Source organism: Cellulomonas humilata, from assembly GCF_013359775.1.
Classification (GTDB): Bacteria; Actinomycetota; Actinomycetes; order Actinomycetales; family Cellulomonadaceae; genus Cellulomonas; species Cellulomonas humilata.
This window is the reverse complement of sequence record NZ_JABMCI010000047.1, coordinates 1-11,611: the sequence shown is the minus strand read 5'-3', so window position 1 is coordinate 11,611 and position 11,611 is coordinate 1. Positions and strand designations below refer to the sequence as shown.

Annotated in this window: 13 protein-coding genes; 9 read left to right on the top strand and 4 right to left on the bottom strand. The window is 71.4% G+C overall.

The features are described from left to right. Both HP550_RS03920 and HP550_RS03915 read left to right on the top strand, forming a co-directional pair. Positions 1-319 (top strand): enolase C-terminal domain-like protein (locus HP550_RS03920; protein ID WP_281362119.1); only part of this gene is annotated, 319 nt, incomplete at its 5' end. Further along, the gene (locus HP550_RS03915) at positions 316-879 is read left to right on the top strand and encodes a gluconokinase (RefSeq protein ID WP_343047967.1); all 564 of its coding nucleotides are present in this window, start codon (positions 316-318) and stop codon (positions 877-879) included. The genes HP550_RS03920 and HP550_RS03915, both read left to right, overlap by 4 nt. Here the strand turns inward: HP550_RS03915 and HP550_RS03910 are convergent. Further along, complete coding sequence (locus tag HP550_RS03910; RefSeq protein WP_175346292.1) at positions 860-1,384, bottom strand: allene oxide cyclase barrel-like domain-containing protein; 525 nt, start codon at positions 1,382-1,384, stop codon at positions 860-862. The two genes, HP550_RS03915 and HP550_RS03910, sit on opposite strands and share 20 nt — an antisense overlap. A 133-nt stretch (positions 1,385-1,517) precedes the next feature. Between HP550_RS03910 and HP550_RS03905 the strand changes: the two genes are divergently transcribed. From HP550_RS03905 to HP550_RS03885, 5 genes are all read left to right on the top strand, one after another. Continuing rightward, positions 1,518-2,459, top strand: coding sequence for a carbon-nitrogen hydrolase family protein (locus HP550_RS03905; RefSeq protein WP_175346291.1), 942 nt, complete (start codon positions 1,518-1,520; stop codon positions 2,457-2,459). 63 nt (positions 2,460-2,522) lie between these two features. Continuing rightward, positions 2,523-3,011: a type II toxin-antitoxin system HicB family antitoxin gene (locus HP550_RS03900; RefSeq protein ID WP_175346290.1), complete on the top strand. Its 489-nt coding sequence runs from the start codon at positions 2,523-2,525 to the stop codon at positions 3,009-3,011. A gap of 77 nt (positions 3,012-3,088) precedes the next feature. Then, positions 3,089-3,934 carry a DUF4097 family beta strand repeat-containing protein gene (locus HP550_RS03895; protein WP_175346289.1) on the top strand — a complete coding sequence of 282 codons (846 nt, stop codon included), beginning with the start codon at positions 3,089-3,091 and terminating at the stop codon, positions 3,932-3,934. Between the two features lie 14 nt (positions 3,935-3,948). Further along, positions 3,949-4,749, top strand: coding sequence for an ABC transporter ATP-binding protein (locus HP550_RS03890; RefSeq protein ID WP_175346288.1), 801 nt, complete (start codon positions 3,949-3,951; stop codon positions 4,747-4,749). Continuing rightward, entirely contained in the window at positions 4,746-5,507 is a 762-nt protein-coding gene (locus HP550_RS03885) for an ABC transporter permease (RefSeq protein WP_175346287.1), read from the top strand. The genes HP550_RS03890 and HP550_RS03885 overlap by 4 nt, the downstream gene beginning before the upstream one ends. A gap of 6 nt (positions 5,508-5,513) precedes the next feature. On the opposite strand, the gene HP550_RS03880 is transcribed toward HP550_RS03885, so the two are convergent. After that, complete coding sequence (locus HP550_RS03880) at positions 5,514-5,972, bottom strand: DUF1579 family protein (RefSeq protein WP_175346286.1); 459 nt, start codon at positions 5,970-5,972, stop codon at positions 5,514-5,516. Beyond that, the gene (locus HP550_RS03875; protein WP_175346285.1) at positions 5,969-6,871 is read right to left on the bottom strand and encodes a helix-turn-helix transcriptional regulator; all 903 of its coding nucleotides are present in this window, start codon (positions 6,869-6,871) and stop codon (positions 5,969-5,971) included. Before HP550_RS03875 ends, HP550_RS03880 begins: the two co-directional genes overlap by 4 nt. 131 nt (positions 6,872-7,002) lie before the next feature. Between HP550_RS03875 and HP550_RS03870 the strand changes: the two genes are divergently transcribed. Continuing rightward, on the top strand, positions 7,003-7,908 hold the full coding sequence (locus tag HP550_RS03870) for an oxidoreductase (protein ID WP_175346284.1): 906 nt from the start codon (positions 7,003-7,005) through the stop codon (positions 7,906-7,908). Positions 7,909-7,982: 74 nt separating this feature from the next. Here HP550_RS03870 and HP550_RS03865 read toward each other — a convergent pair whose 3' ends face one another. Then, on the bottom strand, positions 7,983-9,251 hold the full coding sequence (locus HP550_RS03865) for a glycoside hydrolase family 16 protein (protein WP_175346283.1): 1,269 nt from the start codon (positions 9,249-9,251) through the stop codon (positions 7,983-7,985). A gap of 482 nt (positions 9,252-9,733) precedes the next feature. On the opposite strand from HP550_RS03865, the gene HP550_RS03860 reads away from it, so the two are divergent. Continuing rightward, positions 9,734-11,611: S8 family serine peptidase (locus tag HP550_RS03860; protein ID WP_175346282.1), on the top strand; the 1,878-nt coding region annotated here is incomplete at its 3' end.

Below are 11,611 nucleotides of genomic sequence, written 5' to 3'. Positions count from 1 at the left end.
GGTCATGGACTACGCCGCGCAGTACCAGGTGAAGTCCGGGTTCCACGGCCCGACGGACATCTCCCCGGTCGGTCTGGCCGCGCAGATGCATGTGGGCCTGGCCATCCACAACTTCGGCATCCAGGAGTACATGCAGCACGGGGCCAAGACCAACTCGGTGTTCCGGCAGTCGTTCACGTTCACCGACGGCTACCTGCACCCCGGCGACAACCCCGGGCTCGGCGTCGAGCTCGACGTGGACGAGGCCGGCAAGTACCCGTACGAGACCGCCTACCTGCCGTACAACCGGCTGGCCGACGGAACGGTCCACGACTGGTGAGCCACGTCGTCGTGATGGGGGTGTCCGGCTGCGGGAAGTCCACGGTCGGGTCGCTGCTCGCGGACCGGCTCGGCGTCCCGTTCCTCGACGCCGACAGCCTGCACCCGCCCGCCAACCTCGCGAAGATGGCCGGGGGAGTGCCGCTCACCGACGCCGACCGGTGGCCGTGGCTGCGCCTCGTCGGTGCGTCGCTGGCGGCGGCCCCCGACGGCACGGTCGTCGCGTGCTCTGCCCTGCGCCGGGCCTACCGGGACGTCCTGCGCGAGGCTGCCCCGGACGTGCGCTTCGTGCACCTCGTGGGCACCCGCGCGCAGCTGTCGGCTCGCATGAGCGCCCGCGAGGGGCACTTCATGCCGGCGTCCCTGCTCGACACCCAGCTGGCCACGCTCGAGCCGCTCGGACCCGACGAGCAGGGGATCGCCCTCGACTGCACGCTCGACCCTGCCGACCTCGTGCTGAAGGCCACGCCACCCGACCGCTCGGCGCGGCGCAGCACGGGCGTGACCTGGTCGAGGACCCCAGCGGGTCGAACGGGTGGCCCTACGTCCGCTCGAGCCTGAGCACCAGCGTCCCGGTGTTCTCCGCGGTGCCCAGCTCGGTCAGCTCCAGCTCACCGCTGGCGCCGACGTACCTCCCCGTGCCGCCGACGATGGCGAGGGTCTTCACGGGTGCGTTGGACGCCCGACCCTGAGCGACGACCTGACCGTCGCTCAGCTGGTACGACACCTGGCAGCTGAGGTTGATCGGCGGATCGGTCGGCGCGACCGACGTCACCGTGCAGGTACCCCCGCCGGCGCCCACCGGCTCGCCGTTGCGCAGCAGCGTGTCCTCGAACACGATCTGGTCCCCTCGGCTGGGGCTGAGTGCCGGGTCGTCGATGGCGGTGACCTCGCGGACGCCCGTCGCGCTGAAGTCGAGCAGGAAGAACCCGGAGAACTGGACGTCGAACGTGATCACCCGGTCGTGACCTCGCGACCGGTCGCCCGGAACGGGTCCCGCGGACCCGCCGGTGAGAGCGACGACGCCGAGGCCGGCGACGACGGCGGTGGTGAGTGCGGTGCGCATGACGACTCCTGACGTCGAAGGGCACGGTCCGCCGCGTGGGTGCGGCTGACTTCGACGGTCCGCGCCCCCACGGGGGCCGTCAAGGGTGCTGCCAGCACCTGTCGACGGTGGACCCGGCTCGCTACGGTGGAGGATGGCGCTCACCCGGGTAGCCGCCGTCCAGGCGGCCCACGTGCTCATGGACCAGCAGGCGTGCCTCGAGAAGGCGGTGCTGCTGATCAAGCAGGCCGCAGCCGAGGGTGCGCGCATCGTCGTGTTCCCGGAGGCCTTCATCCCGGGCACACCGATCTGGATGGACTCGCGACCCATCTGGGACGGCGACGAGGAGTGGTTCGCCATGCTCGTCGACCAGGCCGTCGTGGTGCCCGGCCCGGTCACGGAAGCGCTCGGTGCGGCCGCGCAGGACGCCGGCGTCCACGTGGTCATCAACGTCGAGGAGCGCGAGCCGCACGCCGCCACGATCTACAACACCACGCTCTACCTCGGCCCCGACGGTCGCCTGCTCGGCAAGCACCGCAAGCTCATGCCCACCGGCTCGGAGCGCACGGTCTGGGGGATGGGCGACGGCTCGACACTCCCGGTCGTCGACACCCCCTACGGTCGGCTCAGCGGGCTGACGTGCTGGGAGAACTACATGCCCCTCGCGCGGTTCTACCTCTACGCGCAGGGCGTCGACATCTGGACCGCACCCACCCTGGCCCCCGGCGACGCCTGGATCTCGACCCTGCGTCACCTCGCGCGGGAGGGCCGCTGCTACGTCATCGGGGCCAACCCGTGCACGCACATCGACCAGATCCCGGCCGACTTCCCCCACCGCGACCAGGTCTGGACCGTCAAGGAGGGCGACGGGGGCTGGGTGGAAGAGGGCAACAGCGTGATCATCGGGCCCAACGGCGAGCTTCTCGCCGGGCCCGTCCGTCGCGAGGAGGCCATCCTGACCGCGGAGATCGACCTCGCGCGGGTCCACGCGGCGCGTCGGCTGTTCGACCCGACCGGGCACTACAACCGTCCCGACATCTTCCGCCTGACCGTCGACACCCGTCCGCGACCGGCCTTCACGCTCAGCGAGGAGTAGCCCGGTGTCAGCGTGACACCACTGCGGCTTGACGTGACACCACTGTGGTGTCACGATGGTGCTATGGACCTGGGACAGTACGTCAGCGACCTCCAGCGCCAGCTGGTGGAAGTAGCCGAGCACGGCACGGACGAGACGCGGGCCGTCGCCGAGCGACTGGTCGCGGGCCTCGACGCCGCTGCTCGGCTCGTGCTGCTCGACGCCCTGTCGGCCGCCGTCGGCGAGATCACGCGCGACCTCGCACCCGGATCGGTCGACCTGCGGCTGCGCGGCCGGGAGGTCGAGTTCGTCGTCGCCCAGCCGAGCACCGAGCCCGAGACCGACGACGCCCCTGCGGCACCCGTCGACCTCGACGACGTGAGCACCTCGCGCACGACGCTGCGCCTGCCCGACGCCCTCAAGGCGCGGGTGGACGAGGCGGCGACCGCCGACGGCCTGTCCGTCAACACCTGGCTCGTGCGGGCGGTCGCCTCCGCCCTCGAGCCCCGGCAACGACGATCCGCGCAGCGCGCGCTGCGCACCGGCGACAGCTTCGCCGGCTGGGCCCGCTAGCCCGGCCTGCACAGCTCCACCAGCCCCGCAGACCCGCGGGGCGGGACGAACACACCCCGACACCGGGAGGCGTCAGCATGCCCACGTACACCACCCCGACCCCGATCGACATCGCGATCAACCTTCCGGTCGGTGCGATCGAGATCGTCGCCGGAGACCGCGCCGACACGGTCGTGACCGTGACCGGCACCAACCCGGCCAAGGCCGTCGACCGCCGGGGCGCGGAGGAGACCAAGGTCGACTTCGACGGGCAGCGGCTCACCATCACGGGTCCGAAGCCCCGCCTGAGCTGGATCGGCCCGACCGAGTCGGTCGACGTGCGGGTCGAGCTGCCCGCGGGCTCGCGGCTCACCGCCGAGGGGTCGATGGGAGGCGTCCGGAGCGCCGGACGCCTCGGCGCCACCCGGATCAAGGCCTCGATGGGCCCCGTGGACCTCGACGTCACCGGCGACCTGTGGCTGCGCGCCGGGCACGGCAACGTGACCGTCGGCACCGCCGACGGCTCGGCCGAGATCATCGCCGACCACGGGCAGATCCGGCTCGGCACGGTGACCGGCGACGCGATCCTCAAGGCGTCGCACGGGAGCATCCACGTCGGGGAGTCCGGGGGAGACCTCGAGGCGAAGCTCTCGTACGGCGACCTGGAGGTCGCTGCGGCGCTCGGTTCCGTCACGGCGAAGACCGCGTACGGCGCCATCTCGCTGCACGAGGTATCGACGGGGTCGATCCAGGTCGAGAGCGGCTACGGCCAGGTCACCGTCGGCGTCCGACCCGGCGTCCCCGCGTGGCTCGACCTGTCCTCGCGCGACGGGCACGTGCGCAACCGCCTCGACGGCGACCGCGCCCCCGCCGAGTCCGAGCAGTCCGTCGCGATCCGCGCACGCACGCGGGCCGGCGCCATCACCGTCGAGCACGCCCGCTGAGAGGAGAGACCGACATGACCAGCACCACCACCCCACAACCCGCGATCCGCGTCCAGAACCTGGAGAAGTCCTTCAAGGACCTGCACGTGCTGCGAGGCGTGGACTTCGACGTAGCACCGGGCAGCATCTTCGCCCTGCTCGGCTCGAACGGAGCCGGGAAGACCACCATCGTGCGGATCCTGTCGACGCTGCTGCGGGCGGACGCCGGCGCAGCCACGGTCAACGGGTTCGCCGTCTCCACGGATCCGCTCCGCGTCCGCGAGTCCATCAGCCTCACCGGCCAGTTCGCCGCGGTCGACGAGATCCTCTCCGGTCGGGAGAACCTCGTCCTCGTCGCCCGGTTGCGGCACCTGCCGTCACCCGGTCGGATCGCCGACGACCTGCTCGCCCGGTTCGACCTGACCGAGGCAGGGTCGCGACGGGTGTCCACGTACTCGGGGGGCATGCGCCGGCGCCTCGACATCGCCATGAGCCTGATCGGGCAGCCCGCGGTGGTCTTCCTCGACGAGCCGACGACGGGGCTGGACCCCGAGGCGCGGCTCGACGTGTGGCAGGTCATCAAGGAGCTCTCGGCGCAGGGCACCACCGTCCTGCTCACCACGCAGTACCTCGACGAGGCCGAGCAGCTCGCGGACCGGATCGCGATCCTGCACCAGGGCCGCATCATCGCCAACGGCACGCTCGCCGAGCTCAAGCAGCTCCTGCCGCCCGCGACGGTCGAGTACGTCGAGAAGCAGCCCAGCCTCGAGGACATCTTCCTCGCCCTCGTCGGGAACGACGACGTGCGCGAGACCATCGGGAAGGACAAGTCATGACCACGCACCTGCTCGACGACACGGCCAGCCTGACGGGCCGCTCCCTGCGGCACATCACCCGCAGCGCGGACACGATCATCACCACCGCGGTCACGCCGATCGCCATCATGCTGCTGTTCGTCTACGTGTTCGGCGGCGCCATCGAGACCGGCACCGAGAACTACGTGAACTACCTGCTGCCCGGGATCCTGCTGATCGCCATCGCGTCGGGCATCGCCTACACGGCGGTCCGGCTCTTCACCGACATGCAGAGCGGCATCTTCGAGCGGTTCCACTCCATGCCGATCGCCCGGTCGTCCGTGCTCTGGGCGCACGTGCTGACGTCGCTGGTCTCCAACGCGATCACCGTCGTCATCATCGTGGTGGTGGGTCTCCTGATGGGGTTCCGCACCTCGGCGAGCCTGCTGTCCTGGTTGACCGTGGCCGGGATCCTCGCGCTCTTCACCCTGGCGCTCACCTGGCTGGCCGTCGTCGCGGGCCTGTCGGCGAAGTCGGTGGACGGTGCCGCGGGGTTCTCCTACCCGCTGATCTTCCTGCCGTTCATCAGCTCGGCGTTCGTCCCCACGGACACCATGCCGGCTCCGGTGCGCTTCTTTGCCGAGAACCAGCCGGTCACATCGATCGTCAACACGATCCAGGACCTGTTCGCGGGGGAGCCCGTCGGCAACGACATCTGGATCGCCCTCGGCTGGTGCGTCGGGATCCTCGTCCTGGGGTACGTCCTGGCCATGGCCGCCTACCGGCGCAGGATCAGCTGACGGCCTTCACGCCAGGTCGTCGGGCTCCAGAGCGAGCTCGACGACCTGGTACGGGGCGTGCTCGGGAACCACGTTGTGCATGGTGACCGTGGCGTCCTGAGGTCGGACGTGGATGTGCCATCCCCAGTCCGGTCCGGACTCCGCGGGGTAGGAGCCCCGGAGCCGCAGCTCGCCGTCATCGCCGACGCCGCCGGTGAAGCTCATCCACGTCGGGCCGGTGTGCCAGGAGTCGACCCAGACTGCCTGGCAGCCGTCCGCGGTGGCGTCGCCACCGACCAGCAGGAGTCCGTCCTGCGGTGCGTCGCCGTCGGCCCAGGTGTAGGCGATCGACACGAAGCGGGCCGCGGTCACCCCGATCGTGGCGGTGGCGTCCGAGGCCTGGTAGTCGTCGGTGGGCATCAGCCGCAGGCGGTTCGTGCCCCGCCAGGTGCCGAACAGGGGCGTGAGGTGATCGACGATGCTCATGCCTGACGGTACCGACCGACGGCGCGGGACAGCCTGACCGCGTCGGCGCCGGTGGACCGCGACGCGTGCAACGAGGCCAAGAGGTCGAGCCGGTCCGCGTCGGGGCTGCCCGGCTCGCCGGTGAAGACCAGCAGGACCGGCCCGGGGCTGCCCGGCAGGGGATAGGTGTCCCAGTGCAGGGCCACGTCGCCCACCTCGGGGACACGGAACGTCTTGGTGCCGCTGACCGACTCGCGGACGTCGTGCCTCGCCCACAGCCGTCGGAACTCGGCGCTGCGGATGCTCAGCTCGCCGACGATCGCGGTCGCCCGGGGATGGGTGGGGTCGGTGGCCACGGCGGCGCGCATCATGCCGATGTAGTCGAGGGCCTGCCGCTCCCAGTCCGGGCAGCTCCGGTCGCCTGTGCGCGTGTCGTCGAACATCAGCAGCAGCATGTTGAGGCGGTCGGGTGGTAGTTCCTCCGGGTCGCCGAGCAGCGCTTCGGCCATCGGGTTCCAGGCGAGCAGGTCGAGGTGCCGGCCGAGGACGACTGCCGGGGTGTCCAGCACCCGGAGCAGTCGACGGGTCCCGTCCGGAACCACCTCGGGGAGGCGGTCCACCCGCGCGTCCGGCCGGCGGGCGGCCTGGGCCAGCGTGAACAGGTGCCGTCGTTCCTCGTCGTCGAGGCCGAGCGCGCCCGCGAGGGCGTCGAGCACGTCGTCCGACGGGCGTACCTTCCGGCCCTGCTCCATCCGCTGGTAGTAGTCGGTGCTCAACCCGGCGAGCATCGCCAGCTCCTCGCGCCGTAGACCGGTGACCTTCCGCCGGCCCCCCGGCTCCAGGCCGAGGTCGCGCGGCTGCAGCCGGCCGCGCCGGGCGCGCAGGAAGTCACCGAGCTCGCGCGCGTACGGATCGGTCATGCCGCCAGTGTGCGGCCTTGTCGGGTGCGCAAGGGAGGTCTGGCAGTCCTAGGCAACGGGGGGCGACCGAACTTGCTCGCACTGCTCCTAGCGTCGTCGTTCCACCGCACCGACACCCCTGGGAGCAGCAGATGACCGGATGGACCGCCGACCAGATCCCCGACCAGCGGGGCCGGGTGGCCGTCGTGACGGGCGCGACCTCCGGCCTCGGCCTGGTGACTGCCACCGAGCTGGCCCGGCACGGCGCCCACGTCGTGCTCGCCGTCCGCAACACTGCCGCCGGCGACGAGGTCGCCCGGCGCATCGGCGGTGACGTCGAGGTGCGGGAGCTCGACCTGGCCTCCTTGGGCTCCGTGCGCGAGTTCGCCGCGAAGCTGAGGGCCGACCACACGACGGTCGACCTGCTGGTCAACAATGCCGGCGTGGTGCTGCTCGGCCCCCGCCGCACCTCCGCCGACGGCCTCGAGCTGCAGCTCGCGACGAACATGCTCGGCCACTTCGCTCTGACCGGTCTGCTGCTCGACACCCTGAGCGCCGCGACGAGCGCCCGGGTGGTCAGCCTCAGCTCGATCACGCACAAGCGCGCGCACCTCGACTTCGACGACCTCATGTCCGAGCGTGACTACCGCGCGTCTCCTGCCTACGGCCGGTCCAAGCTCGCCACCACGCTCTTCGGTCTCGAGCTCGACCGCCGACTGCGGGCCACCAGCTCGCCGGTGATCAGCGTCCTCGCCCACCCCGGTCTCACCCGGACGAACCTGACCCCGCGCGCGTGGGAGCACCGGGGGCGGCTCGGGCGCGTGATCGCACGGGGCGGCCTGCTGGTCACGCAGTCGGTGGAGCAGGGCACCCTGCCGCAGCTGCTCGCCGCAACTGGTCCGGACGTGCGTGGCGGCCAGTTCTTCGGCCCGTCCGGGTTGGGGGAGACGCGCGGCAGGGTTGTCGAGGCGCGGCTCGGACCCGAGGCCCGCGATCCCGCTGTCGCACGGCGACTCTGGACGGCGGCGGAGGAGCTGACGGGGGTCCGCTACCTGTGAGCTGTGGGCGCGTCGCCCCGACGACGACCCCGTCCGGCAGCCTGACGACCAGGCTGCCGGACGGGGTCAGTGCGTCAGAGGAACCACTGCTGGTTCGCACCGCCGTGGCAGTCCCACAGGTGCACGCGCTGGCCGTCGTGGACGGGCGTGCCACCGACGGCGTCGAGGCACCGGCCGGACTGCGGGTTCTTCAGCGCCCGCGTGCCGGAGTCGTACGCCCACTTCTGGGCGCCCGTGCCGTTGCAGGTCCACAGCTGCACGACGGTCCCGTTGGCGGTTCCGCTGCCGCTCACGTCGAGGCACTTGCCGAGTGCCCGGACCGTGCCGTCGGAGCCGCGGGTCCACTGCTGGGCGGCGTTGCCGTTGCAGCCGACCACCTGGATGGGGTTGCCGTCGTGCGTCTGGGCCCAGGGCACGTCGAGGCACAGCGTGTTGGCGACGCGGAGGGTTCCGGTGCCCGTGGGGAGGGAGCCGCCGCCTCCGCCGCCCGTGGTCGAGCCGTTGTCGTAGACGCGGACGTAGTCGACCTTCATCTGCTGCGGGAGCTGGGTCGTGCCGTCGGGGTAGCCGGGCCACTGCCCACCGACGGCGACGTTGAGGATGAGGAAGTAGGGCTTGTCGAACACCCACGGGTTGCCGCCGACGCTGGCGGTGGTGACCTGGTGGTAGACGTTGCCGTCGACCGACCACGTGATCGAGCCGGGCTTCCAGTCCACGGCGAACGTGTGGAAGGTGTCGGCGAACGACCAGTTCTGCGGGTGCTGGTACACGCCGGTGATGCCGCTGCCGCCCGAGTACCCGGGACCGTGCACCGTGCCGTAGATGCGGTGCGGCTCCTTGCCGATGTTCTCCATGATGTCGATCTCGCCCGAGGACGGCCAGGACGCCTGGGGGAAGTCGCCGCCGAGCATCCAGAATGCCGGCCAGATGCCCTGGCCGCGCGGGATCTGGATGCGGGCCTCGACGCGGCCGTACTTCAGCTCCACCTTGTTGTTGCTCTGGAGCCGAGCGGACGTGTACGACCCGTCGCCCTCGCGGCGGGCGGTGATGACGAGGTTGCCCTGCCCGTCGAGCGCGGAGTTGTTGCGGGACGTCGTGTAGTTCTGGAGCTCGGCGTTGCCCCAGCCGCCGGCGCCGGTGTCGTAGCTCCAGACGGCTGAGTCGGGGGCGCTGCCGGCGGCGCCGTTGAACTCCTGCGACCAGATGACGTCGCCGATCGCGGCCTCGGCCGGTGCGGCCGTCGAGGCCACCAGCCCGGCGGCGACGAGTGCGGCGGCGCCGAGCACGGCGGCGAGTCCCCGTGCTCGCTGGGTGGTGGCGGTGCGTGGGCGTACGGAATGCATCGTTGCCTCCTGGGACCGGTCGGCGATCAGACGAGCCGTGGTCGGCACCGCCCGGATGACACGTGTCACGTCGTTGCGCACATGTGGGCGATTTGTCCGTCCGGCGCCCGACAGTAACGGTGAGTGTTACTGACTGGCAAGTAACTCTTACCGGTGAACGCTCCGGCCCGGCAGTCCGTGCAGTGCCCGAATTGCCCCTTTGGGCACCCTCGGGGCCGAACCATTGTCCGCTTCCGAACCGGTCCGTACGGTGAGTGCACGAGCATCGCCCATCGCCCGGTCCTCGGGCTCGGGGCGGTGGGTCGTGCTTCCGCTGGGGACGTGGGGGGCTCGTGGCGGCGGCCGAGCGCGCACGCCCATCGTCGGGCGGCGTCGGCCGATCCATGCCGCCTCCTCGGCCGCAGGGCCTCGTCATGACGCCGCTGGCCGCGCCACACATGCACCCAACACTCTGCGCACTCTCTGGGTAGGTAGGTCTCCTGATGCCTGAATATCCGTCAACCCTTCAGCACGGCAGCGGAGCGACGCTCACGCTGGAGCCGGGCCTGGCCGTCGTCACCGTCCGTCCGGAGGTGCCGGGTCCTGCCGCCGACGCCGACACCCGGGACGTCGACGAGCTGCTCTCGTCCATCGGCCTCGAGCCGATCGCCGACGACGCCGCACCGCCGAACGCCGGCGACGCGTCGCCGAACGCGAGCGCGGGACCGCCGACCGCAGGCGGGCCGGGTGCTCGTCTTCCGATGACCCGCATCAACAACTCGGACACCCTGCGTTGGGTGCGCGTGCCGCAGGACCTGCCCACCGCGGCGGCGAGCGTCGCGGACCAGCTGGGGGACCGCGCCGAGTGGCTCGGAGCGGTGTACCGGTTCCCGGGGGTCGAGGGGGAGGCGGGGCTCGTGTGCCCCCTCCCGAACGTCCTGCTCGTCCGACCGGTCGAGGGTGCCGACGAGGGTCTTGCCACGCGGCTCGCCGAGTACGGGCTCACCGAGGACGAGGGCCGGAGCCGGTACACCGAGCCCTACCGGTACTTCGTCCTGACCGACCCGCTGGCCCACACGGCCTACGAGCTGCGTGACGTCCTGCTGGCCGAGGCCGCCGACGTCGTCGCGGACGCTCGGCTGGAGACCATGCCGATGCTGACGCCGACGACGCTCAGCCCCAACGACACCCTGTTCGCCACGCAGTGGGGGGTGCAGCGGATCGATGCGCCGTCCGCGTGGGACATCACGATGGGCGACTCGAGCACGATCGTCGCCGTGCTGGACGAGGGCTGCGACCTGACGCACCCCGACCTGCGGTTCAGCGAGCCGGGCGTCAACCTCGGCACGATGCTGCCCGACGGCAGCCCCACGGGGAACCACGGGACCGCGTGCGCAGGGATCGCGGCGGCCGCCCTCGACAACAACACGGGAGTCGCCGGTGTGGCCGGCGCCAGCCCGGTGCTCCCGCTGGCCTTCCAGAACTGGACCGACGCCGAGTGCGCCGCCGGCCTGCGGTACGCCGCCGACCACGGGGCCTCGGTCGTCAGCATGAGCTTCGGCGTCTACGGTCCGGGCGAGGGAGTCGGGCCGACCGGTTGGGACTTCACCGTCATCGACCCGGCGATCCAGTACGCGCACGACCGGAACGTCGTCCTGTGCGCCGCGACCGGGAACGAGGACATCGACACCTTCAACCGGTACCCCTCACGTCACCCGCTCGTCATCGCGTGCGGGGCGTCCAGCGAGGACGACAACCGCAAGTCGAGCGCCAGCCCGGACGGCGAGAACTGGTGGGGCTCCAACTTCGCCCCGGGCGTCTCGGTCGTCGCACCCGGCGTGCACATCTCGACGACCGATCGTCAAGGCTCCGTGGGGTACACGACCGGCGACTACGTCGAGACCTTCAACGGCACCTCGTCGGCCACCCCGCACGTGGCGGGCGTCGCCGCGCTGCTCCGCTCGTTCGATCCGTCGCTGTCCGCGACGGCCGTGCGCGACCTGATCGAGCGGTCCGCCGACAAGGTCGGCACCGTGCCGTACGGCGACGTCGCGAACTTCCCGAACGGCACGCGCAACGACGAGATGGGCTACGGACGGGTCAACGCCGCCAAGGCGCTCCAGCTCGCCGACTCGTCGCAGGTGGTGCGGGCCAAGGACATCGCCCTGGTGCGGCAGAACGCGGGCTGGTCGTCGATCCCGGTCGCGTTCTCCGTGGGTGACGGGACGTGGCAGGTCACGAACGGGTCGGCGCCGACGTTCATCGGCTCCTGGGCGAACACCGCCGGGGTGAAGGTGGTCACCGGGGACTTCAACGGCAACGGCCTCACGGACATCGCGTTGGTGCGGCAGAACGCGGGGTGGGCGTCGATCCCGGTCGCG